Annotated in this window: 20 protein-coding genes; 8 read left to right on the forward strand and 12 right to left on the reverse strand. The window is 52.9% G+C overall.

Annotation, left to right across the window (positions count from 1 at the left end):
* Positions 1-18: 18 nt before the first annotated feature.
* Positions 19-789 carry an SDR family oxidoreductase gene (locus tag A0G03_RS08145; RefSeq protein WP_048259198.1) on the forward strand — a complete coding sequence of 257 codons (771 nt, stop codon included), beginning with the start codon at positions 19-21 and terminating at the stop codon, positions 787-789.
* 110 nt (positions 790-899) lie between these two features.
* Entirely contained in the window at positions 900-1,760 is an 861-nt protein-coding gene (locus A0G03_RS08150; RefSeq protein ID WP_048259197.1) for a co-chaperone YbbN, read from the forward strand.
* A gap of 335 nt (positions 1,761-2,095) precedes the next feature.
* On the opposite strand, the gene A0G03_RS08155 is transcribed toward A0G03_RS08150, so the two are convergent.
* Positions 2,096-3,289 (reverse strand): nicotinamide mononucleotide deamidase-related protein YfaY, encoded by a 1,194-nt coding sequence (locus A0G03_RS08155; protein ID WP_048259196.1) that lies wholly within the window; start codon positions 3,287-3,289, stop codon positions 2,096-2,098.
* 345 nt (positions 3,290-3,634) lie between these two features.
* Between A0G03_RS08155 and tyrP the strand changes: the two genes are divergently transcribed.
* Positions 3,635-4,843 (forward strand): tyrosine transporter TyrP, encoded by a 1,209-nt coding sequence (tyrP, locus tag A0G03_RS08160; RefSeq protein ID WP_048259195.1) that lies wholly within the window; start codon positions 3,635-3,637, stop codon positions 4,841-4,843.
* Between the two features lie 190 nt (positions 4,844-5,033).
* On the opposite strand, the gene A0G03_RS08165 is transcribed toward tyrP, so the two are convergent.
* Positions 5,034-5,573 (reverse strand): YfaZ family outer membrane protein, encoded by a 540-nt coding sequence (locus tag A0G03_RS08165; RefSeq protein ID WP_048259194.1) that lies wholly within the window; start codon positions 5,571-5,573, stop codon positions 5,034-5,036.
* Between the two features lie 216 nt (positions 5,574-5,789).
* On the opposite strand from A0G03_RS08165, the gene A0G03_RS08170 reads away from it, so the two are divergent.
* Complete coding sequence (locus A0G03_RS08170) at positions 5,790-6,023, forward strand: hypothetical protein (protein WP_053075298.1); 234 nt, start codon at positions 5,790-5,792, stop codon at positions 6,021-6,023.
* Between the two features lie 17 nt (positions 6,024-6,040).
* Here the strand turns inward: A0G03_RS08170 and menE are convergent, their stop codons facing one another.
* From menE to A0G03_RS08210, 8 genes are all read right to left on the reverse strand, one after another.
* Positions 6,041-7,489, reverse strand: coding sequence for an o-succinylbenzoate--CoA ligase (gene menE / locus A0G03_RS08175; protein ID WP_048259193.1), 1,449 nt, complete (start codon positions 7,487-7,489; stop codon positions 6,041-6,043).
* Complete coding sequence (gene menC / locus A0G03_RS08180) at positions 7,477-8,448, reverse strand: o-succinylbenzoate synthase (protein ID WP_048259192.1); 972 nt, start codon at positions 8,446-8,448, stop codon at positions 7,477-7,479. The genes menE and menC overlap by 13 nt, the downstream gene beginning before the upstream one ends.
* Positions 8,448-9,305, reverse strand: a complete 858-nt coding sequence (menB, locus tag A0G03_RS08185; protein WP_005976180.1) for a 1,4-dihydroxy-2-naphthoyl-CoA synthase — start codon at positions 9,303-9,305, stop codon at positions 8,448-8,450. Before menB ends, menC begins: the two co-directional genes overlap by 1 nt.
* 5 nt (positions 9,306-9,310) lie before the next feature.
* A complete protein-coding gene (menH, locus tag A0G03_RS08190) occupies positions 9,311-10,111 on the reverse strand; it encodes a 2-succinyl-6-hydroxy-2,4-cyclohexadiene-1-carboxylate synthase (protein WP_223250582.1) in 801 nt (266 codons plus the stop codon).
* Complete coding sequence (gene menD, locus A0G03_RS08195) at positions 10,099-11,781, reverse strand: 2-succinyl-5-enolpyruvyl-6-hydroxy-3-cyclohexene-1-carboxylic-acid synthase (protein ID WP_048259190.1); 1,683 nt, start codon at positions 11,779-11,781, stop codon at positions 10,099-10,101. Before menD ends, menH begins: the two co-directional genes overlap by 13 nt.
* Before the next feature lie 288 nt (positions 11,782-12,069).
* Positions 12,070-13,392 carry an isochorismate synthase MenF gene (gene menF, locus A0G03_RS08200; RefSeq protein WP_048259189.1) on the reverse strand — a complete coding sequence of 441 codons (1,323 nt, stop codon included), beginning with the start codon at positions 13,390-13,392 and terminating at the stop codon, positions 12,070-12,072.
* Between the two features lie 424 nt (positions 13,393-13,816).
* Positions 13,817-14,032, reverse strand: a complete 216-nt coding sequence (locus A0G03_RS21965) for an SDR family oxidoreductase (RefSeq protein WP_053075297.1) — start codon at positions 14,030-14,032, stop codon at positions 13,817-13,819.
* 280 nt (positions 14,033-14,312) lie between these two features.
* Positions 14,313-15,083 carry an SDR family oxidoreductase gene (locus A0G03_RS08210; RefSeq protein ID WP_048259188.1) on the reverse strand — a complete coding sequence of 257 codons (771 nt, stop codon included), beginning with the start codon at positions 15,081-15,083 and terminating at the stop codon, positions 14,313-14,315.
* Positions 15,084-15,460: 377 nt separating this feature from the next.
* Between A0G03_RS08210 and A0G03_RS08215 the strand changes: the two genes are divergently transcribed.
* From A0G03_RS08215 to rcsB, 4 genes are all read left to right on the forward strand, one after another.
* Positions 15,461-15,880 carry a winged helix-turn-helix transcriptional regulator gene (locus A0G03_RS08215; RefSeq protein ID WP_048259187.1) on the forward strand — a complete coding sequence of 140 codons (420 nt, stop codon included), beginning with the start codon at positions 15,461-15,463 and terminating at the stop codon, positions 15,878-15,880.
* A gap of 136 nt (positions 15,881-16,016) precedes the next feature.
* The gene (locus A0G03_RS08220) at positions 16,017-17,186 is read left to right on the forward strand and encodes an MFS transporter (protein WP_048259186.1); all 1,170 of its coding nucleotides are present in this window, start codon (positions 16,017-16,019) and stop codon (positions 17,184-17,186) included.
* Positions 17,187-17,202: 16 nt separating this feature from the next.
* Entirely contained in the window at positions 17,203-19,890 is a 2,688-nt protein-coding gene (gene rcsD / locus A0G03_RS08225; RefSeq protein ID WP_048259185.1) for a phosphotransferase RcsD, read from the forward strand.
* Positions 19,891-19,898: 8 nt separating this feature from the next.
* The gene (gene rcsB, locus A0G03_RS08230; protein WP_011092794.1) at positions 19,899-20,543 is read left to right on the forward strand and encodes a response regulator transcription factor RcsB; all 645 of its coding nucleotides are present in this window, start codon (positions 19,899-19,901) and stop codon (positions 20,541-20,543) included.
* 37 nt (positions 20,544-20,580) lie between these two features.
* Here rcsB and rcsC read toward each other — a convergent pair whose 3' ends face one another.
* Together rcsC and gyrA are read right to left on the reverse strand one after the other, a co-directional pair.
* Complete coding sequence (gene rcsC / locus A0G03_RS08235; RefSeq protein WP_072062003.1) at positions 20,581-23,436, reverse strand: two-component system sensor histidine kinase RcsC; 2,856 nt, start codon at positions 23,434-23,436, stop codon at positions 20,581-20,583.
* Between the two features lie 115 nt (positions 23,437-23,551).
* A complete protein-coding gene (gene gyrA / locus A0G03_RS08240; RefSeq protein WP_048259184.1) occupies positions 23,552-26,191 on the reverse strand; it encodes a DNA topoisomerase (ATP-hydrolyzing) subunit A in 2,640 nt (879 codons plus the stop codon).
* Positions 26,192-26,265 lie beyond the last annotated feature (74 nt).

The following is a 26,265-nucleotide window of genomic DNA, read 5'->3' on the forward strand; positions in this document are numbered from 1 at the left end:
TTTGAATTAGGTAAAGTTATGCAAAAAACGGTCTTCATTACCGGTTGCTCCAGCGGCATTGGCCTAATTGCCGCACAGGATTTGCAAAAACGCGGTTATCGCGTGATTGCGGCCTGCCGCCGCGCAGAGGATGTCACGCGTCTGGCCGCGTTGGGTCTGGAAGCAATCACGCTCGATCTGGATGACAGCGCCAGCGTTGAACAGGCCGCTGCGGACGTGATCAGACTGACCGATAGCCGCCTGTATGGTTTATTTAACAACGCCGGATACGGCCTGTATGGGCCACTCAATACGATTTCACGCCAACAGCTCGAACAACAGTTTTCCAGCAATCTGTTCGGTACGCATCAGCTCACACAGTTGCTATTGCCCGCAATGCTGCCACACGGCGAAGGCCGCATCATCCAGACCAGTTCGGTCATGGGGCTGGTGTCCACGCCGGGACGCGGCGCGTATGCCGCCAGCAAATATGCACTGGAAGCCTGGTCGGATGCCTTGCGCATGGAACTCCACGGCAGCGGGCTGCGCGTCAGCCTGATCGAACCCGGCCCGATTAGCACACGCTTTACTGATAACGTGGCGCAAACGCAGACGGACAAGCCGGTCACCAATCCCGGTATCGCCAAACGCTTCACGCTGCCGCCGGAAGCGATACTGCCGAAACTCCATCATGCGCTGGAAAGTTCACGACCTAAATTACGCTACCCCGTAACGCTGGTGGCTCACGCCTTAACCTGGCTGCGTCGTCTGTTACCGGGGTGTCTGCTGGATAAAGTATTACGAGGATAAGGCGGCAGAGGGTGACGTATTGCGCACTCACCTCTGCACGAGGCTTGTAAGTCACATCAACAGGCCCCATCTAAAGATCAAACGAATTCAAGAAGTAAGAGAGAATACTCATGTTAGAACAACAAGCGACTATCGTTGACGTTAACGAATCCAACCTAAATCAGGTTTTGGAACACTCCGCGACACTGCCCGTCCTGTTTTACTTCTGGTCGGCGCGTAGCCAACACTGCCTGGAACTGGAGCCAGTGCTGGACAAGCTGGCGCAGGAATACGCAGGACAGTTTGTTCTGGCGAAGGTTGACTGTGATGCCGAGCAGCGCGTAGCCGCCCAGTTTGGCCTGCGCTCAATCCCAACCGTTTATCTGTTTAAAGACGGACAGCCGCTGGATGGTTTTCAAGGCCCACAGCCGGAAGAAGCGGTTCGCGAATTGCTGAAACGCGCACTGCCGAAAGAAGAAGAGCTAAAAGTCGCTCAGGCACAGCAGCTGATTCAGGAAGACAAACTGCCGGAAGCAATGCAGTTGCTGAAAGACGCCTGGCAACTCAGCCAGCAGCGCAGCGACATCGGCCTGATGTTGGCGGAAGTACAGATTCAAATTAAACGCAGTGAAGACGCCGAAGCCGTGTTGGCTACCATTCCTTTGCAAGATCAAGACACTCGCTATCACAGCCTCGTCGCTCAGATTGAGTTGCTGAAACAGGCAGCAGATACACCAGAAATTCAGCATTTGCAGCAGCAGTTGGACGCGGACCCGCAAAATGCAGATCTGGCAGTGCAGCTATCTCTGCAACTGCATCAGGTTGGTCGTAATGAAGAAGCGCTTGAACTGCTGATGGGATTCCTGAAGAAAGATCTGGCCGTCGCTAACGGCAGCGCACGTAAAACGCTAATGGACATCATGGCCGCCCTCGGCACCAGCGACGCCCTCGCCGCCCGCTACCGTCGTCAGCTTTATTCTTTGTTATATTAATTCACAGACTGTCTCCCCACCGGCGTAAAAAATTATGCTGAGGAGATAGCTGGCTTAGGATGAGCCACATGGATGTGGCGAAAGCTTGCGCCACGTCGGGAACGTGTCGCAAGCGGTCCGTTAAGCCTGATATCGACGAAGGCACCGCGTAGCGGCGTAATTCACGCCAAAAAGCCTGGGGTCACGGGGCGAGCGGCGCTTGAGACGCCCCGTGTCGGGCGCGTGCTACGAGGTAGCATGAAAATAACGGTACTATCGCGCACGACCCCCCCGAAAGCCGAATAGAAATGTGGCTAAGAGGCAGGATGAGGATCAGATTCTCAATTCCCCGCTGACTACAGCGTCTTCAACACCGAGATCCAGCCGTGGCCGCCGTAGACTGACCAGCCGTTTAGCCAGCGGCGCAGCATATTCATCGCCAGCATCGCGACGACTTCCTGATGGGTTTTCAGACTGTAGCGCTGTACGTTGAACTGTATCGTTTGGGCGAAAGATCCTTCGGGCGTATGCAGAGCCAAGGAAAGCTCAGCATCGTCCCGACTACCGACCACCAGCGCTAACGATGCGCCTTGGCGCTCTGCCAGATGGCGTGCATAGTCAACTAGCCCAGATAGGCTGGTGTCTTGAGCGTTTGCCAACAATTCTCCGCCCGCCAGCGGAACGCTTGCAGACTGGAGCTGCCAGTTGAGCAACCCAGCAGTGAAATGTTCACTCACCGCTAACGTCATATCACGTTCGGCAAGACGTCGAGCCAGCTGTGCAGGGAGCCCTTCCGTGCCTTCAAAGATGGCATTTTCCCCTGCGACGGTGCGCACGGTTTCCCACAGCTGCTCCATTTTTTCCTTCTGTGCCGCTGGGCCAGTCAATTTCAGCTCGATAATCGGCATAGAAGAACGGTAGCCCAACACCACGCCCGGCGGTAACGCCATGCCATCCAACTGGCTTGCCAGATCGCTCTCGGAGCGGCCAAAGGTGGTCAAACGCAGGCACAGCGGCGCGTCTGCGACAGCAAAACGCTCGCGCAAGCGCGGCATAATTTGCTGATCGACCATGACCTTGAATTCAGAGGGTACGCCCGGCGTAAAAAACATCAGGCATTTGTTCAATTGCAGCGCAAAACCACAGGCGGTGCCCACCGGGTTATCCACCATCTCAGCGCTGGCGGGGATTTGCGCCTGTTTGCGGTTACTGGGCGCCATCACTCTGCCGCGCTCGGCAAAGAAAGCCTCCATACGCGCCAGCCATTCGGCATGCTCAACCAGCCCTTCACCTGCTGCGGTGGCCGCAGCTAATGCGCTGAGATCGTCGCTGGTCGGCCCTAAGCCGCCATTCACAATCAGGATATCGGCTATCTGGCTACGCTGCGTTATCGCCGTCACCAGCGCATCGAGCTCGTCACCCACCGTCATCCGGCTGGTCATCGGTAGTCCCTGCTGAAACAGATAATCCGCCAGCCAGGCTGCATTGGTGTCAATAATCTGACCATGCAGTACTTCATCGCCGGTACATAACATCTCAACCCTAAGCATTTTTTCACTCCTGATGATGATTCTGGAACCACTTTAGAAAGTCAGATGAACAAACACAATATTTCTTTCAGCCAGCCCGATAATGCGCCACGCCGACGCATCTCACTCCAGTGTAAATATAAAATTACACCCTTCGTAACAGCGTTTTGACAGGAATCACTGAATACTCTACCCTGCTGCCAAAAATATCTGCATATACCCGTAATACTTCAAGTTGCATGTGCGTTGGCTGCGTTCACTCACCCGAATCACTTACCTGAGTAAGCTCATCGGGATTCCTTCTCTTGCCGCCTTCCTGAAACTCGAATTATTTGGAGTATAACCACGCTATATATAGAGGAATAGGTGAAAAATCGTACTATTGGCAGTATTTTTATCGTTGCTGGTACCACAATTGGAGCAGGAATGTTGGCGATGCCATTGGCAACAGCGGGCGTCGGATTTGGTACCACATTAATGATATTGATCGTCCTGTGGGCACTGATGTGTTACAGCGCCTTGTTGCTGGTTGAAGTATATCAGCATCAACCATCGCACACGGGATTAGGCACATTGGCAAAAATCTACCTCGGCCGTTGGGGGCAGTGGATTACCGGTTTCAGCATGCTATTTCTGATGTATGCGCTAACGGCGGCATATATCAGCGGCGCAGGCGAACTGCTCGCCAGCAGCATCAGCCAGTGGAGTGGCTACTCACTTCCGCTGTCCGCAGGGATTTTGCTCTTCACACTGGTTGCTGGCGGCGTCGTCTGCATCGGGACATCTTCTGTCGACTTATTTAACCGCATCCTGTTTAGCGGCAAAGTACTGATGCTCGTCATCATGCTAGCCGTCATGGTTCCGCACATTCAGCGCGTCAATCTGTTAACGCTGCCGCTGCAACAGGGTCTGACGCTCTCAGCATTACCCGTTATTCTGACCTCATTCGGCTTTCACGGCAGTATCCCCAGTATCGTGCACTACATGGGTGGTGACAGTCGTAAGCTGCGCCGGATATTCCTTATCGGTAGCGTGATACCGCTGATTGCCTATATTTTCTGGCAGCTCGCGATGTTGGGCAGTCTGAGTTCTTCGACATTCAATGCTATTTTAACCGATCAGGCAGGATTGAATGGATTGATGCAGGCGATTCGTACTCTGGTTGCCTCACCGCACGTTGAATTGGCCGTCCACCTGTTTGCCGATCTGGCACTGGCGACCTCTTTCCTCGGCGTGGCGCTCGGATTATTCGATTATTTAGCCGATCTATTTAAGCGTAAAAATAGCGTCACAGGGCGTGCACAGACGGGCTTGCTGACCTTTATTCCACCGCTGGTATTCGCACTCTTTTACCCACAAGGGTTTGTCATGGCGCTGGGCTATGCGGCGATTGCACTGGCCGTGCTGGCATTACTCATTCCCGTTCTGCTGAGCTGGCAAGTACGCAAACAAAATCCTGAAATACGTGCAACTCGTGGCGGTGTGCCGGTTCTGGCTATGGTCTTCGTCAGCGGCATAAGCATCATCCTGATCCAGTTGGCGATGGTGGCAGGCTGGCTGCCGTCAATCAGCTAATCTTTTCGGCCGCCCTAGACATAAAAAAACGCAGGGAGCGTTTTTCAACGTTGCGTAGCAACGGCCCGAAGGGTGACGGACAAGGATGCCCGTCATAAAAAAAGAGCGTGAACTCAACATTCACGCTCTTTTTTCTTTCCGGCTACAACATAAAGCCAGCACACCTGCGGCTTTAAGTATAACGGGTATATTAGAAGCTCAGACCAACGCCGACATAGGCAGAATCAGCCAACTTGTTATCTGGGCCGTTTTCACGCGCCATATTGATGTAGCGATAGCCCACATCGACGCTCAGCGGTGCAAACACCTGCCAGCGTACGCCCGCTTTCCCTTCAACATAGTGGTCGACATGGCTGGAGAAAGCATCCGGTGCATAATAACCTTCGCCATACAGCGAGAACTGGCGGCTCAGCGGCCACTGCACGCCACCACCCAGTGCAACGCCATAGCCATCATTGCCGTGATCCTGGTTCAAATACAGCGCTTTGCCACCCAGAGTCAGCTTGAGTGGGCCAACGGGAATGGTGTATCCCAGACCAAAACCGTAGACGTCATTGTTGTTGTCGCCGTGGGAGTAGCTCACATTGCCAGCAAGACCAGGAATACCCAGACCGAAGCCCGCACTGGCACCAGCGTAATCACGACCAGCTTCCCCAGAAAGGCTAATGGCATGTACAGAAGCACTTGCAAGTAACAGGCTTCCCGCACAGGCAATCACAAACTTTTTCATTTTCAATATCCTTAAAACCGTCGTTAAACGCGCGTGTAAAGATGTTATCGTTGCCGATTCTACCCGAAACATCTCCCCACTCCAGCATGAAATTGCCCTGAGCAGGGATTTATTCTGTTAATAATCATAAAAATGCTCATTGGAAATTGCTGACAATAGCAGCAATAAGCGCCACCTATTTGCCCAAAAAACACAAAGTGGACAATAGTACTCATCATGGATGATGGGGAAAACAAGCGGAAGGAAGCGATCGTGAGAGAAGGAAAAGTAGCGGTAGGGAAAAGCACCACAGAGAAAGACGTTCATCCTACGGTGAATGCCGAAAGACGCAGCCCGATACAGTTTCAGGACATCTGGTTTTTAGAAAAACTGGCGCAGTTTGATCGCGAAACCAGCGCCAATCATCAGAGGTTCAAGGTGGGTTCAGACCCTCACACTCCAGATAAATAGCATCCAGCCGAGCTACCCTACCTTTTAGGGTGGAGATACATTGCCTTGACCCAGTTTTTTACCTGTTGGCGAGACAGCTTAATTCCACCATTCTTCAGTTCGGCTGGCAGCGCACAATACGCAACCGGGCGCTGAAAGCCAGCAAGCTGCGGCTGTAGCCAATCGCGTACCGCATCAAGCGTCGTGGTGTGTGTCAACTCCAACACCGCAACAGGACGGTGGCCAAACTCCGCGTCTTCAACGGGAACAATACATGCCTGTTGAACATCGGGATGCGTCAACAGCACGGCCTCGATATTCTCCGGCTGGATCCCTTCCCCGCCGCTGAAGAACTGATTATCCAGACGCCCTTGAATATGCCATTCACCCTCGGCAAATAGTCCGCGATCGCGCGTGTGGAACCAGCCGTCATCATCGACTAGTGGAATCAGTTTTCCGTCACGCCAATAGCCAGCAGCCAACGTGCTGCCACGCAGCAGAATCTCCTCGCCCATAAGCCGGATCTCTCGCCCTTGCAGCGGCATTCCGACGCCTGAACGCCCATCGGCACGCTTAGCACAGACCGTGGACGCCAGCTCAGTTAGACCGTAACCACACCAGCAGCTGACACCGCGTGCCTCCGCCTGTTGCGTCAGCGTCTGCGGAATCATCGCACCGCCGAGCAATACCGCTTTCAATGCTTCAGGAAAGGCATTTTCCGAGAGCAGTCGCCATAGCTGAGTCGGCACCAGAGAAGCGTGGGTGCAATCACGCAGCGCACTCTCCAAAGGCTGATGCGCGCGAACAACCATCGTTGCCCCAGTAGCAAGCCAGCGCCAGACGATGCCCTGCCCAGAAACGTGAAAGAGCGGAAGTGACAGCAGCCAACTGTCGCTGGCAGAAAAAGCCATCATCTTAACCACACCTTCCGCGCTGGAGAGATGAGCAGCGAACGTATGCGCCACCGCTTTCGGCATTCCGCTGGAACCGGATGTCAATGTCAGCGTCGCCAGCCGATCAGCCTGCCAGCGTAATCGCGTTGTGTAGTTAGTTTCGTCGGTATCACCCGATGACGAGGAATCTGATGGTAAAGAAAGCGAGCGTACAGCATTCGGCCACGGTTTATCCGCCAGACACAGGCCATAGGTCACATTCAGCGCGGGCAACAGCGTCTCGGTTAACGTATCGGGCAACTGTGGATTCAGCGGTAACGCACGCGCACCACACTGTAACAACGCCAGATAGCTGCACAGCATCTGTACGCTGTTTTTCCCGCGTAGCGCTACCGTACTTTCGGCAGTCACGCCCTGCTGTACGAAATGCTCTGCCAGACGATCTACCCGCCGGGCGAGCGCCTGCCAGCTCCAGCGGGTTTCATCTTCAATCAGCGCGACAGGCTCATTCAACGAGACAGACTCATTCAACGGGACAGACTGGGGCGTCTGGCTAGCCCAGTGTCGCCACGGCCAGTCAGTCAGGATCGCCATACCACGTCCAGTTGCTCTGCAGCCAGAAGCGGCAACGTACTATCCGGCCAGCGTTGAATCACCTGCGCCTGCATCAGATCCAACGTGTCCAGCCCAGGAACCGTGTCCGGCGTCAGCCAGTGTGCCAAACGCGCCAGTTGCGTTAAGCCCAGACTGGATTCAATGCTGGAGCTGATCACCGCCGTTAACCCAGCCTGATGCGTTTCCTGCACCAGTTGCTGGCAGCGTGCGAGACTGCCGACCAGCGTCGGCTTGATCACAATCGCGCTCACGCCCGGTTCGGCTTCCACCCGAAAATCCGCTTCGCGCACGCTTTCGTCCCAGGCGATGTTGATGCCGGTTTCCCGCGCAAACTCACGAGATTCATCACGGGTTTTGCAGGGTTCTTCGAGAAACGCAATGCGTGAACGTAATGACGGGGCAACATAGCGGGCAAAGCCGTCCGCTTTGGCTCGCGTCCAACTGCGGTTGGCATCCAGACGGAGTTTCAGATCCGGCAAGGCTTCCAGCAGTACGTTAACGATCATCCCGTCACGCACCGCCTCGTACAGGCCAACTTTAACTTTTGCCACTTTCTCGCCCGGCATCGCCTGTAGCATCTCGAACAGCTCATCAGGATCGCCATTGCACAATGGCGCTTTGCGATAGTCCGCCGCCTGTGGCAGGTACTGATCCAATTCGGCCTGCGCGCAGCTCAAACCAAAGGCAACAGACGGCGGAAGATCGTCAGAAAATGCACGCCCTGTCGCCCACGCAGCCAGTTGTTCAAGCGCGACCGATTGCGCCTCCGCCAGCGTTTCCACACTGAATTCTGGCAGCGGTGCAATCTCACCCCAGCCCAACCGCTCACCTTCTTGCAGGCGAACGATAAGGCCATCGCGGGTTTTCAGGCGCTGATTGCGCAGCACCACTCCGGCTTCCATCGGCACGCTGTAACGATAGAGAGTGACCTGGCGCATTACGGATTCCGTTTGAATTTGCTGAAGTCCGGCTGGCGTTTTTCATTGAACGCGTTACGACCTTCCTGCCCTTCGTCCGTCATATAGAACAGCATGGTGGCGTTGCCTGCCAGTTCCTGCAAACCAGCCTGACCATCACAGTCCGCGTTCAGCGCCGCTTTTAGGCAGCGCAGCGCCATCGGGCTGTTTTGCAACATTTCACGGCACCAGCGCACGGTTTCTTTTTCCAGATCGGCCAACGGTACAACGGTGTTCACCAGCCCCATATCCAGCGCTTGCGCAGCGTCGTACTGACGGCACAAGAACCAGATTTCACGCGCTTTCTTCTGACCAACGATGCGTGCCATGTAAGAAGCACCCCAGCCGCCGTCAAAGGAACCGACACGCGGGCCAGTCTGACCGAAGATGGCATTTTCTGCCGCAATCGTCAGATCACACATCATGTGCAGAACGTGTCCACCACCGATGGAATATCCGGCCACCATCGCGATGACTGGCTTTGGACAGGTGCGGATCTGGCGCTGGAAATCCAGCACGTTCAGATGATGCACGCCGCTGTCATCCTGATAGCCGCCGTAGTCACCGCGTACTTTCTGATCGCCGCCGGAGCAGAATGCTTTATCGCCAGCACCGGTCAGGATAATCGTCCCGATACCGTCATCGTGACGGGCATTATCGAGCGCCTGAATCATCTCTTTTACCGTCTGCGGACGGAACGCATTGCGTACCTGAGGACGGTTAATGGTGATTTTGGCAATACCATCGATGGATTTATGGTAGAGGATATCGGCGAAGTCGCCGCTGCAATCGTGCCATTCAATCGGTGCGTAAAGCAGTTCTTCACTCGGATAAAGCATAGTTATCAATCCTTAACGGGATGCGAAAGAAAAGTGCGAACCCGCTCGGCGTAGGCCGCCGGATTCGCCTGATGAGCATTATGACCCGCCAGAGCAACGCTCAGTAACGGCAGGCCATATTGCGCCGCCAGCGTCTGAAATTTCACGTCGCTGGCACCGCATAAGTAAACAAAAGGTCTCGACAGATACTGGAGACGCTCCGCCAAGAAAGGCTGTCGCCCCAGCGAGGTGGCTTCCAGCATCGCCGCAACAGATGCGCCGTGATTAGTGCTGCGGCGCGCGATCAGCTGTTCGCGCTGTACTGAGTCAATATCGGCAAAAACCGCCTGCTGATACCAGTCCTGCAACACATCCGGCAGTGGCTCCTGACGAAAGCGCTGCGCCCAACGTGCATCATGCTGGATACGCTCCGTACGCTGCTCGGGGGTTGGCAAACCGGGGTGTCCGCCTTCAACCAGTAACCCCAGCATACCGTCACGATACCCCTCGCAGGCGTGGTACATCGCAACGCGCCCGCCGAGCGAATAGCCCAACAGCCAATAACGCTCGATACCCTGCGCCAGCAGCGTTGCGGTTAGCTGACGGCTGATATCGGCAAAATCCGCGGTAGCAATGGCTCGCGACGCGCCGTGTCCGGGTAAATCCACCAGCAGCACGGGCCAGTCACGAAAAAACGGTAGGACAGGCAGCCAGTCTTCACCACTGCCTAATAAACCATGCACGCACACCAGCCACGGCTGCATCGGAGCAACCGCGCCACTCGTCACTTTCCGGCAGACTAGCCCCTGAAAATCTAGTGAGTCCACGCCGCCACCTGCGCGACCAGTTCATTGAGCGTTTCCGCGCCGTCTTTCGGTTCAACCACCACTTCAAGCAGCGTGACGCCACCCTGAGTCCAGCAATCCGACACCGTGTCCGCCAGCTGTTCCCAGCTTTCGGCTCGCACGTAATTCAGGCCAAACATCGCAGCAGCATGTCCGAACTCCACATTTTGCGGCATACAGTAAAACGCTTCGCGCTGTGCAACCGGCGTTGGTAGCAGGGAAAATATCTGTCCACCGTTATTGTTCACCACGATCAACACTAACGGAGCGGGAGACTGACGCAACAGCGCCAGCGCATTCAAATCGTATAACGCGGAGAGATCGCCGACGATGCCCAACGTCGCTTTCGCCGTGGCACGCTGTACACCTGCCAGTGTGGAAATCAGGCCATCAATACCGCTGGCTCCTCGATTACCATACACAGGATACCCTTGTGGAAGCTGTGCCAGCGCATCGATCAGACGTACCACGAGACTGTTGCCGACAAACAGCTGCCCGTCCGGCGGCAAAAGCGCCGGTATTCGCTGCGCCAGCTGCGCTTCACCAAAGCGGGAAGACAGATGCGCGTCGACCTGCCGCTGCGTTCTATCGGCAATATCCACCAGCAAGTCCGCCCACGGCGTCTGTTTGTCTGCTGGATGCGCCGACAGCCATTCGCCAACGTCCGCGACCAGACGGCGACCGCGATGGTGCGCGGGATCCAGTCGTCCCGGCAAATCATCAATTAACCAAAACTCTTGCGGCTGGCACTGTTCCTGCCATTGCAGCAGACGTTTTCCGGTCAGGCTTCCACCGAACTGTAGGACGATTTCCGCCTGCCGTAACAGACTCGCCGCTTCAGGGTGTGCCAGCCAAATATCTGCACAGGGTAACGGCTGCCCACTTTGCGACAGAACATCACCAATCAGCGGCCAGCCCAGTTCGTTCGCCCACGCAGCAAGACGCGTGCCTTGTTCAGAGCTAACGCGACCAGCGAGAATGACGCCACGTTTCTGCCGCCACTGCGGCCAGTCTGGCTGCACCACCAGCGAACTCTGGCGCATTTCACGCAGCCAAGGCTCGCGGCTATTCCACCAGTCGCCCAGCGTCATTAGCCAGTCCTGATAAGCCGTGCCGTCATCGGCACCATAAAGTGGTTCAGCAAAGGGGCAATTAATGTGCAACGCGCCGTGCGTAAGCCGCGCCATAGCACTATCCACAGAGGAAACCAGCCAGGTGGCCGGAATATCGGGCGTAGGGCGCGGTAAATCCAGCGCCAGCGTAGGGTGTGAGGCATACAGTGCATGCTGACGAATCGCCTGATTCGCACCGCAGTCAATCAGCTCCGGCGGGCGGTCAGCCGTCAGAACGACCAGCCGTTCACCAGTCAGCCCGGCTTCAATGATTGCGGGATAGAGATTCGCGGCAGCCGTGCCGGATGTCACGATAATCGCAACAGGTTCACGCGAGGCTTTTGCCAGCCCCAGCGCAAGATGCCCGAGCCCTCGCTCATCGAAATGCGTATGGCAAATCAGCGCATGATTATCCGCCGCGGACAGCGTCAGCGGGGTGGAGCGAGAACCAGGCGCGATGCAGATATGCCGGACACCGTGGCGGGTCAGCGATTCCAGCAATAATGTAGCCCAGCGGCGATTAAATACACTTGTTGACATGATGGACTCAACAACTCAGGTTGCAGGTTATTCCCGTCATACTTCAAGCTGCATGTACGTTGGCTTCTCTTACTCGCCCCAGCCACTTACTGATGTAAGCTCCTGGGAGTCGTGCACTCGCCGCCTGCCTGCAACTCTAATTATTTAGGGTATAGCAAATAATAATGATCAAACTGTTGGTGGCCTGGTTGCCCTTCAACGACTATCGCGATCAGCCTTATTATATTTTTTTTTACTACGCTGACTTTGATATAAACCAGTACCTGACACAACAATCATAAAACAAAACTATGACATATCACCGTCTAGCAGGGATCTCAGCCCAGCGGCTTTGTTTTCTAACTCCTGCCATTCTTGTTCTGGATCAGAACCCGCCACAATTCCGGCGCCGGCATAAAGTGTCAAAACATGATCCCGCACCTCGGCCGAACGTAGCGCCACGCTGAATTCAGACTGCTGACGGGAAAGATAACCCGCAGAACCCGCATACCAGCGACGCTCAAACGGTTCATGCGCCGCAATAAAACGGCGCGCTTCTTGCCGCGGTAACCCCGCTACCGCCGCCGTAGGCTGCAATGCATCGAGGCACGCGCTATCAGAAGCGGTGCGTAACGTGGCATGAATGGTACGACGCAAATGCTGCACCTTGCGCAGACGCACAATTTCCGGCGGCATCACATCCAGCGACAGCGCCGACTGCTGTAACCGCTGGCAAATATCATCCACCACCAACATGTTCTCATGCTGATTTTTAGTGTCCTTCATCAGCCAGCTAGCCAGCTCAGCGGCTTTAAGCACATTACGATCGCTTGCGACCGTTCCTGCCAACGCTTCCGTTTCCAGTTCTCTCCCCCGTCGGCGATAGAGCCGCTCAGGGCTAGAACCGAGAAACGCATGACGCGCATCGTGCGCCAGCATGAAATGGAAACAGTGGTGATTCGCCGCACGACTGGCGGCCATAAAGGTGGTTGCCTGAAGCGACTGTGTGAGCGTTAGCGTGGTTGCGCGCGCCAGAACGACCTTTTCCATCAGCCCGGCTTTAATGTCATGCAGCGCCCGCTGGAGTAAATCAATCCACCCCTGGCGCTCCGGCTGGTGCCCGACGGATTGCACTTCCGCATGCAAAATAGGCAGTGACGCTGGTGGCAGCAGCAGGTTAATAAATGCCGAGGCTTCATCGGCATCCTGCTGTAATGACGTTTCACTGAACAGGTTAATACTCAGGCTGAGCGTATCATCCTGACGTCGCAGCTCTGCCCGAGGCAAAAACAGATAGCCAGGTGATGAGGTACTACCTTCTTTTATCTGATTAAACGCGTTCAATCCCCAGATGCGCACATCGGGATCGCACTGCTGCTGAACGAGGAATGCCTCAGCATCCTGAAGATGATGAAATCCACACACCTTGCCGCAAACGGCGGTTTCTTCACGATCCTGACGGTGCTGCCAATAGAATTGGGGGTACACTGGCTGGGTCGCCAGCCACGGTAGTAGCTCAGACGCCTCGCTGAGAGTTAAGGAACGCGTTATTTGTCTGAAACCTGCGCGTTCAGGCTGTGGCTCGCGCAAATCCTGCTGCAAATGCCGCAGCAAGTCGGAAAGTTGTTTCACCGTTACCCCGGAGACCTAACACAAAGTAGGGGATTATACGGGAAAAAAACACGTCGTGGGTGAGAGGTTATTCAAGACCAAGAGGCTACCTTCAGCAGAGTACGCCCGATCGCATTTTTTATGACGTGCCATCTCTGGTCGCCACCCTTACGGGCATGACAATAACGGTGAGCACAACCTGAAATCGCATCAAATAACAAAACTGAGCGCGTGCATCGCACTAAAATCCCACTCCATCATCATTATTGCTTCAATTTGACTGATTTCTTTTGCCGATTATCTAATCGGCATTTTTTTTACAGTGTTCCAGGCCAAGCACTTCGCTGAACGCCCCCATCCGTGTTACGACGATCCGATGTGCCAGCCTAAATTTATCAAGCCAGCGCAGCGGTTTCCGCCATCATAGACGTACACTGCCCCACCGTCAGATAATGCCACCATTGGCAAACACGGTTTGACCGTTCACCCACCCGCCGTCGTTACTGCAAAGCGTAGAGATGACGTTGGCAATATCTTCTGGTTCAGCCAATCGCTTGTGCGGCGTGCGCTGGGCAAAACCAGCAATTTGCTGCGGCGTCTTGCCATCGGTGAAGATAGTCGTGTTGACCAATCCCGGAGCAATGGCATTGACCGAAATCATGCGGCCTTCCAATTCCTTGGCAGTGGCTGCGCCGATCCCGTAACCAATGCGACTTTTCCAGTAGCCGGCTTGGGTTGTGCGGCTTGAGCTCCGCTACTCGCCGTACCCATTAACAGCACGGCTGGCGCTGCCATGGCGGCGGCGGTCAGGATCTTGCGTCTGGAAAGGCTAGCCTCACCAGAACGAACGGGATTGTTGAAATCTTGTGTGGACATAACGAAATCCTTCACCATTGATTTGAGATTGCGGCAGAGAGCGATACCGCCTGTATGAGGACGGTTTATTTGCCCTTAGCGCGCTGCTGAGTTGCCCGCACGTTGATCAAATCAAACACCTGTTCGAAGCGCCCTTCACGCTCAGCCAAGCGTTGCAGTTGAGCGCGCTTCACAACGATCTCGTTTGGCGTCGGTTGCTCGCAAAATAGTGCCATAACTTCATCGATGTATGCGTTGAGAGGCATGTAACCTTCGCGATCCGACTGACCGGGCGTGAGCTCGGTTTGGATACCCGGTGGCACGAGTTCGATGACTTCCACCTGATCCACAAGCTGATGCCGCAATGACAGGGTGTAGAAGTGAACGGCAGCCTTAGTCGCGCTATAAACCGCCGCATCAGCGCGCGGAACGAAAGCCAGACCGGAAGACACATTAACGATTGCTGAATTCTGTTGGCTCTTCAGGTGATCGATAAAGGCATTTGTGAAGCGGATAGGCCCAAGCACATTCGTAGTAACCTGCGCCTGCGCATCGCACAGATCGCTTCTAGTACTCAGATCGTCGTAACGCATGATGCCAGCATTGTTAATCAGGATGTTGAGGGATGGATATTCCGTCACGATCCGCTGTGCAAACGCATTGATAGCCTTGGGATCATCGATATCTAATTCGAACGCGTGCATATTTTGTCGTCCATCGATCGTCTCCTGCAGGAGAGAAGCTCGCCGACCCGTCACAATGACCGTATTGCCGAGATCGTTGAAACGCTGTGCGAGCTCGCGACCAATGCCGGAACCCCCTCCCGTAATGAGTATTGTGTTATTTGCCGTTTGCATAATTAGCTTTCCCCTTCTCGTTTACATTCAGGAACTATCTCTTTTAAATTCAGGCGCTATGCAGCCGCATAGTCGATGCCCGTCTTCCGACAGTATTCGTGCGTAATAGGGCACAACGTCGCAGTTCGACGAAACAGGGCTGCGCACAAATGCCAGACGCACTTTTCTACTGGAAAGCGGGTAGGCTTCAAAGAATAAGCACCTCACAAACTTTTGGGAAGTAGGCACCATAAAGTGCAATACTTACCAAATAGTAAGCGTAGAGAATACGGGCTTTAAGGAACTTCGATACTTGACTATCGACACTCCGATACGCAAACTTCGGGAAAGAAAAGCACCATAATGATCTCCATTACCCACAAGAAAGAGAGTGACCTATGAGCATCGACTTCGCTAAATACTCAGAAGTCCAGAGAAAGCTTTCATCAGCGACGAAGCAGGATCCACGAGTAGAAGCACTGGTTAACGAAGTGATCGGCCGAGTAGCGGACAAATGGACGATGTTCATCCTTGAGGTTCTGGCTGAAAACGGGGAACTGCGCTTCACACAATTAGCAAAGAAAGTAGCAGGAATCAGCCAGAAAATGCTGACACAAACCCTGCGTGAGATGGAACGTGAAGGGTTAGTGATCCGCACCGTACATCCCGTTATCCCGCCAAAAGTGGAGTACCGCCTGACGGATCTCGGTCTTGGGCTTGGAGCGGCGTTCTGTGGCGTGTGGGTGTGGGCTGAGCAAAACCTTGAAGTCATCGAGCAAGCCCGTGCCACATTCGATCTGCAAGCCAAAAGCAGCTAAGGCTGCACGAAGGGGAGTAGCCAGCAAAGTTTGTTGTCAATTATAGGCGTGATGAGCACCACGATTCTTTTCATTCAGACTGCTAATTATGGTAAAAATAGGCCCTTGTTACGTCGACCGGATAGCCTCATTCAGGATGAGTACAACACTGAATTCCAACCCGTTATGCAGTAATCAGAATCTGCCAGGCAAAAAAGCACAGGCAGCGACACGTATCGTTTTCTTTGTTGCAGGCTTTGCCATGGCGTCCTGGGCACCGTTAGTGCCGTTTGTTAAAACGCGACTGGCTATCAGCGATGCCTCTCTGGGGATGTTGCTGCTTTCTCTCGGGATTGGATCACTGTTGGCCATGCCACTCACCGGTTTTCTCACCAGCAAGCTGGGATGCCGCAGCGTTATTTTGCTGGCAAGTGCACTGCTTTGTCTGGTGTTGCCCGCACTGACGCAGGCAGAGACACTGCCTATGATGGCGATCGTGCTACTCTTTTTTGGCGCGTCCATCGGTATGATCGATGTCGCGATGAATATCCAGGCTATCATCGTGGAACGTGCCAGCGGCCGAGCTATGATGTCTGGCTTTCATGGTTTCTTTAGCGTCGGGGGGATTATCGGGGCTGGTGGCGTCAGCGCCCTGCTGTGGCTTGGCCTGTCTCCACTGATGGCTATTCTGGCTATTGTCGCCCTCATGCTGATATTCATGACAACCGCGCACAAGCACCTGTTGCGCACCACGAATCAAGATAGCAGCGGCCCACTGTTTGTTATTCCACGCGGTTGGGTGATGTTCATTGGCTCACTGTGCTTCATTATGTTCTTAGCCGAAGGTTCCATACTGGATTGGAGCGCCCTCTTTTTAACGGTTGAACGCAACCTGAGCGGCGCGCAAGCGGGCATGGGCTATGCCGCGTTTTCCGTGGCAATGACGCTGGGCAGGCTGAATGGTGACCGCATCGTTAATGCGCTTGGACGCTACGCCATTCTTACCGGTGGCAGCCTCTGTGCTGCTCTCGGTCTGGTGTTAACGATCAGCATTGATAACCCAATCACCGCTATTCTTGGCTTCGTTATGGTCGGTATCGGCGCATCCAATGTGGTACCAATCCTTTTCAGCGCCGCGGGGAATCAAAAAATCATGCCGCCAAATTTGGCCATCGCTTCTATTACAACGGTAGGCTATGCAGGTATTCTGATCGGCCCGACCATTCTCGGTTTTATTGCCCAGTTCAGCAATCTAGCCACCGCATTCGGGTTTGTCGCACTGCTGTTGCTTGCCGTCAGCGCCAGCGCGCGTGCCGTAATCCGCTAATCAGGAGCGTTAATTGATGCCAGCCATGATCCTGCGTTATTTTACCCTCCTTACCGTATTATCGTTCCTTATTACCGGAACGTTCGGCTATAGCTACATCAACGATTTGTTGGCGGACAAAAAACATTCACTGACGACCATTGCCCAAGGCATACAGAAACGTATCGATACCTACCGTTTCTTCACGTACCAAATTTACGGCAGCCTGAACAGCGAACCGTCCACTAGCGACGCCAGCATTACCGCGATTAATTTAATGCCCGATGTTTTCTACGTAGAAAAAAACGGTCAGAAGACGGATGCTCTGATTTTTGGGCAACATGATAAGGCAACGCTGACATCGGTCCGCCGCATATCGCGTTACCTCGATATTCTCTGGGGAGCAGAGAATAACGTCTATTCCATGTATTACCTGAATGGCATCGACAATAGCCTGACGATGATCTCTACGCAGACGCTGAAAGATATCTCCTCACAGTTCCGCGGCAATTATATTACGGTTATCGCCGAAGCCCGCCGGACGGAAATGCTGCAACAGGCGAATGTGTTAGACGAACGCGAAAGTTTTTCTCCGCTGCGTAAATTACGTTTCTATAACGACTACTATTTTACGCTGCGCACTACATTCAATCAGCCGGGTCATCTGGCGACAATTCTGGCGTTCGATCTGCCGATTAACGATTTAATTCCAGACACCATTCCGCGTGAGTACCTTATGCTGAAGCCGGATACGCCAGCGGCCAGCAATATGGATAGCAGCAATGCGAGTGAAGGCATGGCCGATGTGCAGCTTCATGGTTCTAATCTGGACATCTCCGCTACGCTCGTGAATGCACCAATAAAAATCGTTTTTCAGATGCCCGTAAAAGCACTGATTATTGATTCATTGCGCAATAACATCTGGCTCCTGCTGTTGAATCTGGTTCTGCTGAGTGTATCCATCGCGGGTTTTTATCTTTTCCGTCGGAAGTATGTGCATCCTGGAGAGGATTTATCTCATCAGTTAGAGAAGAAACTGGATATTTACCGCGAAACAACGGGAAAAATCCCGATGGGCGTGCTGGTTTATGATTTCAACAGCAACAAAGTGATCATACAAAATGAACGTGCGGAGCATTTGCTTCCGCACCTGAGCTTGCAAAAAATCACCAATATGGCGGACGAGCATCAGGGCATCATTCAGGTCACCATTAATAATGAGATGTATGAAATCCGCCAAATCCGTAGCCAATATTCGCCAGACTATTGCCTCTTCCTACTGCGTGAGCAGGATAAAGAGATTCTGGTGCAGCGGAAATTACTGCTAGCCCAACGTGAATACGAAAAGAATATTCATGCCAGAAAACGTTTATTCCAAAACCTGCTCAGCGAATTCAAACAGCCGCTGATTTCACTACAGCAGCATATTCATGCGATACGCCACAGCGATACGGCAACCGTACCAACACAAACGCTGGATCAACTCACAGCAGATACCCGCTGCGCAATCGAACTGCTGGAAAATATCGCGTTGCATGAAAAGCTGGAAGCGCAGGAATGGGCCGTGGTCAACGACAGCTTTTCACCGCTGGCGCTTATCGATAATGTGCTCCTTGAACTACTGCCGCGATTGAATCAAAAAGGGCTGACCCTATTCCATCATTACAATTTGGACAGTAATCAAACTTACATCGGTGATGCAGGGCTGTTGAAAAAAACGCTGGCGCTGCTGCTAAATTATTCGGTAACCAATACGGATTACGGCAAAATTACGGTGTCGATTGATAGAAAAAATAATGAGTCGGACACGCTGATTATTCAGGTTAGCGATACAGGGACGAATGTTTCAGGCAAAGAACCGGAAAATATTCGACATCCTTTCCTACATCCTGCCGCTTCCGATCGTTTCGGACAAAATTCAGGATTGACCTTATTTTTGTGCAATCAACTCTGTAATAAACTGGGCGGCGCATTAACTATCAACAGTAAGTCCGGGTTAGGCACACACTATATCCTGACGCTCAAACTGGAACCGGAAACGCTTCCCGTAGAGGAAGAAAAACTGCTGGATGGTATTACCGTTCTGCTGGATGTGACATCTGATGAAGTACAGCATATTGTCGGCCATATGCTGACAAACTGGGGCGCGAATTATCAAGTCAGCGATGAACGTCAGATTAATCAGGAAGCGGATATCTTTATTACTGATGACCCGGAGAAAAAAGCGGATTATACGCTGCTGCTGAGTCATGAAGATGACACAGTAACGCCTTTGGGCCCGCGCCGTTTGCGGGTGAACTATAATATCAGCCACCTCCTGCTGGAGGCATTGCTTAAGCTGATTGAACTGCAACTGGAAACACCACCCGATGCAATGCAAGAGGGGGAACCGAACGATGTCGAATTTTACGCCGCTCAATTGGCGTCAAGTGACTATTATTCGCTGTTCGTGGAGACAGTACCGGATGATTTAAAGAGGCTGTATACTGAAGCGGAAGCAGGCGATTTCCCGTTGCTTTCGCAGACGGCACACCGGCTGAAAGGCGTGTTTGCCATGCTGAATCTGCATCCTGGCAAACAGCTGTGTGAACAGCTTGAACAGCATATTACCGCGCACGATAGTGTACAAATCGAGGCTAACCTTCATGAAATTGAGCGGTTTGTCAGTGCATTACTATCCCCAATAGAACCTAAAGGGCAGCAAGGTAGCCAACAAGATGAGTAACCAAAACGATGAGTAACCTAAACGTAATTATTGCCGACGACCATCCTATTGTCCTTTTTGGCATCAAAAAATCGCTTGAGCAGATTGAATGGGTCAATGTGGTTGGCGAATTTGAAGACTCAACAGCGCTGATCAATAACCTGTCTAAGCTGGACGCTAACGTTTTAATCACCGATTTATCCATGCCTGGCGATAAATACGGCGATGGCATCACCCTCATTAAATACATTAAGCGCCACTTTCCTCACCTCTCGATTATTGTTCTCACCATGAACAATAATCCGGCGATTTTGAGCGCAGTATTGGATCTGGATATCGAAGGCATCGTGCTGAAACAGGGCGCGCCGACCGATTTACCCAAAGCGCTGGCAGCCCTGCAAAAAGGGAAGAAATTCACGCCGGATAGCGTATCCAAAGTACTGGAGAAAATCAGTGCCAGCGGCTACGGCGATAAACGCCTGTCCCCGAAAGAAAGTGAAGTGCTGCGTTTGTTTGCAGAAGGCTTTTTGGTTACCGAAATCGCCAAAAAACTGAATCGTAGTATTAAAACGATCAGTAGCCAGAAGAAGTCAGCCATGACCAAGCTGGGCGTCGAGAACGATATCGCCCTGCTGAACTACCTGTCTTCCGTTAATGGCACGCAGGTAGACTAAGTTTTTCCTCTCCTGCACCGGCAACCGCTGGTGCAGGTTATTCCACAGATGTTCTCGCCTGACGCACCACGTTACTGTAATACGACAGCGCCTGCTGCAACGTATCCAGCGTAACCGGTTTTGACAAACAGTTATCCATCCCTGCCCCAAGGCAACGATCTCGTTCTTCCGCCAACGCATTTGCCGTTACACCGATAACCGGGAAACGTAATCCCTGTTCACGCATACGCTGTGTGAACAAATAACCATCCATGTTCGGCATATTGACGTCTGTCAGCACGATATCAATGTGGTTTTTACTCAATACACTCAGCCCATCTACACCATCATTTGCCGTCATCGCCTGATAGCCCAGAGAACCAAGCTGATCGGCCAGCAGTCGACGGTTGATCGGATGATCGTCAACCACCAGAATCATAATGTCGCCATTCTCAGCACGCACATAGCTGGTCAGCGGCGGCGAAATCTCGGGACTAGTTCTGTCCTCACTTTCTGAGCGATAGATTTTCTCGAGCAAATCAGGCAAGTGCTGAGGTGTCGATGTCCCTTGCAACCAGTGCCCTTCGCTAACTTTCTGCGCTGATCCGTTATGTGCGCCACTCATCACGATATGCGCCCGAACGCCAATGTCCTCTGCCGAGGTGTAATCACTAATCATCACATCATCGGGCGACACAATTTGATTCTGGTAACGCACAGCCTGCATACCTTGCTCCTGCAACAGAGCGAGTAGATACGCCTCCAGCCGAGCATTACGCACCCTCAGCCAGCATATTTTCCCCTGCAGGCTGGCGTTGATTGCCATAGGGGCATAGCGCGCTTTATACAACGGAATCCTGACGCCAAACAGGCTGCCGAGCCCAGGCTCCGATTCGATGGTAATGTCGCCGTCCATCAGATTGACCAGCTTTTCACAAATCGCCAGCCCTAAACCTGTGCCCTGAAAATGACGCTGCACACCGCTTCCCGCCTGGAAGAACGGATCAAATAACTTCACTGCCTCGCGCGGTTGAATACCCACGCCGGTATCGCGCACCACAAATTCCAGATAGCCATCGCGACAGCCTACTTCAAAGATGATGCAGCCCGTGTCCGTAAATTTGATGGCATTGCTCAACAGGTTAGATAATACCTGCTGCAAACGCACTGGATCGCCAAACAGGCTGACAGGAACATTCGGAGCGATAAAGCAGTACAGCGTCAGGCGTTTTTTGACCACCAGCGGGAGATAGTTACTGGTGATATGGCTGATAACCTCATGCGGCGCAAACTCACACGGTTCTATCTTCAACTGCTCCGACTCAATCTTGGAAAAATCGAGGATATCGCTGATGATTTTCAGCAACAGCGAAGAAGAGTTGTTCATCGCCACGACCAGACGGTTGGCGTCCTTCGGCAGCGACTTGGTTTGCAGCAGGTCGAGGTTACCGATAATCCCATAAAGCGGCGTACGCAATTCATGGCTGACGGTGGCAAGGAACATCGATTTCGACTGGCTTGCCTGCTCGGCGGCATTCGCCATTTCCTGTAGCGATTCTTCCATTTTGACGCGCGCACTGACATCAAGCAGTACGCAAATTGCCACATTTTCATTACGATAGCGCGAATGGACAAAGCTGATTTGCAGATGATGATTGCGGCTGGTCATGACATCGACAAACTTGGACTGCTGCTCGCAAATGATGCGGGTAATTCGCAATCTGTCTTCATGCGTGAGCAGGTTGAGATAGTTGTGCGCCAGCTCGTTACTGAGGATGTTCGTGCCGTCATTAATACGCAGGATGCAAATCCCTACTGGCGCCGACGCCACAATCTTGCGGTTGAATTGCTCATTCTCTTCCAACTGGAACGCATTCACTTCCGCAGGCAACAGCATTTTCCGCTCAAATACCAAAGCCAACACAAACAGAAAAATTGCCCATAGAATATTCAGTACAAGCATGTTAATCATCAATGCGCTGATATGAGAGAGCAGGACTTTCAACGGCAGCGCATACACGATGCTGAATGACGTCGGCGGCAGCGACTTTTTCAGAATGAGTTCATCATATCCATTCACATAGCCAAAATAGTTATGATCGGAAGGATAACTGTCTACCGAAGACGTATAGCGATCTTTAGCATCGGAAAACTGCAAAACAACCTGATTATATTGATCCAGCAGTCTGGCATTGATGGGAAACTTACCCACGGTGACGAAATCATCCAGACGAATCGTCTGTTCAATCCCCATGATGACTTCCAGCTTGTTATCCACATAAATCGGCGTCAGCGCATATAAATAACCGACATCGGGGATAGACGCGGGAGTAATCCAATAGAGCGTTTCATCACGACCGGTTTGGGGGCGATTTTTCTTCTGATCCTGAAACCGATCCTGCACGTTTTTAAGCAAGTTATCGCGGTCAAGTGACTGGTTGCGGATGCCAAAATCAACCATACAGCGCCGATCGCCGCCGACAAAAAAGACCCGATTAAGATCGTAGACGGCAGAGAAATTATCCTGCCAGCCGTTGAAAAAATGGCTCAATGAGAGCAGTGCCGCATTCCCGCCATATTGCGTGGAACACGTTGCGCCAGGAGCAAGGGCATAAACGGAGACACCGGGGCCTCCTTCCGTTGGCGGTTCTGCTTTTTCTCTCGCTAGCACCAGACGATTTGCCGCTAGATACTGGAGTTCGCGCACAATATCCGACGCATGTCGGATGTAACCCTGCGACTGATCAAAGCTGAGATTATATTCCTGCCGTAGCTCTGACTCTTTTTCATTCAATACTTTAGTGACATAGAAAACGGATATCAGCGCGCCCAACACCCACAGCATGACCGCCAGAACCCGAAACAAATAGCGGGAGACTTTTAATGTGGTATGGAATGAGGCGAGATATTTCAAGTGGATACCGTTGAATGAGGGGAGAACCCGTTTGCTGATACACTACCGAGAGTCGATAAAAAAAGCCAGCGCATCGCGCTGGCTTACTCTACTCATTCCGGTTTAAGGAAAAGGCTTATTCGTCATCTTCAGCGATATCATCATCGCCATCAATGTCGTCGATAGCATCATCGTCTTCGGCGATTTCGCCTTCGACTTTTACTACGCCATCCAGCTCTTCATCTTCTACCGGTTCGGCAACACGTTGCAGACCAACAACATGTTCGTCTTCCGCTGTACGAATCAGCGTCACACCCTGTGTGTTACGACCCACAATGCTGACTTCAGATACACGCGTACGCACCAGCGTTCCCGCATCAGTGATCATCATGATCTGGTCTGCGGTATCAACCTGAACCGCACCAACCACTTTACCGTTACGCTCGCTGACCTTGATAGAGATAACCCCTTTCGTCGCTCGCGACTTGGTTGGGTACTCATTCACGGCAGTACGCTTACCAAAACCATTTTGCGTGACGGTCAGGATATCGCCCTCGCCGCGAGGAATGATCAGCGATACCACGCGATCTTCACCTTGCAGGTTGATACCACGCACACCCGTTGCCGTACGGCCCATGGAGCGCACTGCCTGTTCGGAGAAGCGCACCACTTTACCTTCCGCAGAGAACAGCATTGCTTCATCGCTGCCATCGGTCAGGTCGACGCCAATCAGCTCGTCACCGTCGTTCAGGTTAACCGCGATGATCCCCGCACTACGCGGACGGCTGAATTCCGTCAGCGCCGTTTTCTTCACTGTACCGCTCGCGGTTGCCATGAAGATGTGGCGGCCTTCTTCGTATTCACGTACCGGCAGAATCGCGGTGATACGCTCATTCGGTTCAAGCGGCAGCAGGTTGACGATCGGACGACCACGCGCGCCACGACTGGCTTCCGGTAATTGATATACCTTCATCCAATACAAACGGCCACGGCTGGAGAAGCACAGAATCGTATCGTGGGTGTTGGCCACCAGCAGACGATCGATAAAATCTTCTTCTTTTATACGTGCAGCGGACTTGCCGCGGCCACCGCGACGCTGTGCTTCGTAGTCGCTCAGCGGCTGATACTTCACATAACCCTGGTGAGACAACGTGACAACCACATCTTCCTGATTGATCAGATCTTCGATGTTGATGTCGGCGGTGTTCGCTGTGATTTCTGTGCGGCGCCCGTCGCTGTACTGCGTTTTGATCGCTTCCAGCTCTTCGCGGATCACTTCCATCAGGCGCTCAGGGCTATTGAGGATATAAAGCAGCTCGGCGATCTCCGCCAGCAGGTCTTTATATTCATCCAGCAGCTTTTCGTGCTCCATGCCAGTCAGTTTCTGCAAACGCAGATCCAGAATCGCCTGTGCCTGCTGTTCCGTCAGGTAGTAATGACCTTCACGGATGCCGAACTCTGGCTCCAGCCACTCTGGACGTGCAGCATCATCGCCCGCACGTTCCAGCATGGTGGCAACGGTGCCCAATTCCCACGCTTGTGCGATCAGTGAGGCTTTTGCTTCAGCAGGTGATGCAGCACGACGAATCAGTTCGATAATCGGATCGATGTTCGCCAGCGCAATCGCCAGACCTTCCAGGATATGGGCGCGGTCACGGGCTTTACGCAGTTCAAAAATGGTACGACGCGTCACCACTTCACGACGGTGGCGCACAAACGCAACCAGAATATCTTTCAGCGGCATGATCTTCGGCTGGCCCTGATGCAGTGCCACCATGTTGATGCCGAATGACGTCTGAAGCTGCGTCTGAGAGTACAGATTATTCAGAACCACTTCGCCCACGGCGTCACGCTTAATCTCGATAACGATGCGCATACCATCTTTATCGGATTCGTCACGCAGTGCGCTAATACCTTCAATACGTTTATCTTTGACCAGCTCGGCAATTTTCTCGATCAGGCGAGCTTTGTTCACCTGATACGGAATTTCATGCACGATAATGGTTTCACGTCCGGTTTTCGCGTCTGCTTCAACTTCGGCACGCGCACGGATGTAAATTTTGCCGCGCCCAGTGCGATAAGCTTCTTCAATACCGCGTCGGCCATTGATGATCGCCGCCGTCGGGAAATCCGGGCCTGTGATGTGTTCCATCAACCCTTCGAGGCTAATGTTTTCATCGTCGATATACGCCAGACAACCGTTCACGACTTCTGTCAGGTTGTGCGGTGGAATGTTCGTTGCCATCCCGACAGCGATACCGGAAGAACCGTTAACCAGCAGGTTGGGAACACGCGTAGGCATGACGTCAGGAATCTGCTCGGTGCCGTCATAGTTCGGCACAAAATCGACCGTCTCTTTTTCAAGATCGGCCAGCAGTTCATGAGCAATTCTCGACATGCGAATTTCGGTATAACGCATGGCCGCAGCGGAGTCGCCGTCAATCGAACCGAAGTTGCCCTGACCATCAACCAGCATGTAGCGCAGTGAGAAAGGCTGCGCCATACGTACGATGGTTTCATAAACGGCAGAGTCGCCGTGCGGGTGGTATTTACCGATGACATCCCCGACGACACGGGCGGATTTTTTATACGGTTTGTTCCAGTCGTTACCCAGTACGCTCATTGCATACAGTACGCGGCGGTGTACCGGTTTCAGTCCATCTCGAACATCTGGCAATGCACGTCCGACAATAACGGACATCGCATAATCCAGATACGAGCTTTTCAGCTCTTCTTCAATAGTGACCGGTGTGATTTCTCTGGCAAGGTCGCTCATGGAGCCGCTATCCCTCTATTTAGGCATCTACCCGTGTTCAGAAAAGTGAACCGTTCAGAAAGGTGAACTGTTCA

Source organism: Pectobacterium peruviense, from assembly GCF_002847345.1.
In the GTDB taxonomy this organism is placed as follows: domain Bacteria; phylum Pseudomonadota; class Gammaproteobacteria; order Enterobacterales; family Enterobacteriaceae; genus Pectobacterium; species Pectobacterium peruviense.

Excerpts from the sequence above, each read along its gene's own strand:
- A0G03_RS08210 (WP_048259188.1), bottom strand. The coding sequence starts at position 15,083 with ATGCAAACGGCAAATAACACAATACTCATTACGGGAGGGGGTTCCGGC.
- menC (WP_048259192.1), bottom strand. The coding sequence starts at position 8,448 with ATGCGCCAGGTCACTCTCTATCGTTACAGCGTGCCGATGGAAGCCGGA.
- menE (WP_048259193.1), bottom strand. The coding sequence starts at position 7,489 with ATGGCGATCCTGACTGACTGGCCGTGGCGACACTGGGCTAGCCAGACG.
- A0G03_RS08220 (WP_048259186.1), top strand. The coding sequence starts at position 16,017 with ATGAGTACAACACTGAATTCCAACCCGTTATGCAGTAATCAGAATCTG.
- A0G03_RS08145 (WP_048259198.1), top strand. The coding sequence starts at position 19 with ATGCAAAAAACGGTCTTCATTACCGGTTGCTCCAGCGGCATTGGCCTA.
- menD (WP_048259190.1), bottom strand. The coding sequence starts at position 11,781 with ATGTCAACAAGTGTATTTAATCGCCGCTGGGCTACATTATTGCTGGAA.
- rcsD (WP_048259185.1), top strand. The coding sequence starts at position 17,203 with ATGCCAGCCATGATCCTGCGTTATTTTACCCTCCTTACCGTATTATCG.
- A0G03_RS21965 (WP_053075297.1), bottom strand. The coding sequence starts at position 14,032 with ATGATTTCGGTCAATGCCATTGCTCCGGGATTGGTCAACACGACTATC.
- rcsB (WP_011092794.1), top strand. The coding sequence starts at position 19,899 with ATGAGTAACCTAAACGTAATTATTGCCGACGACCATCCTATTGTCCTT.
- A0G03_RS08150 (WP_048259197.1), top strand. The coding sequence starts at position 900 with ATGTTAGAACAACAAGCGACTATCGTTGACGTTAACGAATCCAACCTA.
- A0G03_RS08155 (WP_048259196.1), bottom strand. The coding sequence starts at position 3,289 with ATGCTTAGGGTTGAGATGTTATGTACCGGCGATGAAGTACTGCATGGT.
- gyrA (WP_048259184.1), bottom strand. The coding sequence starts at position 26,191 with ATGAGCGACCTTGCCAGAGAAATCACACCGGTCACTATTGAAGAAGAG.
- A0G03_RS08215 (WP_048259187.1), top strand. The coding sequence starts at position 15,461 with ATGAGCATCGACTTCGCTAAATACTCAGAAGTCCAGAGAAAGCTTTCA.
- A0G03_RS08170 (WP_053075298.1), top strand. The coding sequence starts at position 5,790 with ATGGATGATGGGGAAAACAAGCGGAAGGAAGCGATCGTGAGAGAAGGA.
- A0G03_RS08165 (WP_048259194.1), bottom strand. The coding sequence starts at position 5,573 with ATGAAAAAGTTTGTGATTGCCTGTGCGGGAAGCCTGTTACTTGCAAGT.
- menB (WP_005976180.1), bottom strand. The coding sequence starts at position 9,305 with ATGCTTTATCCGAGTGAAGAACTGCTTTACGCACCGATTGAATGGCAC.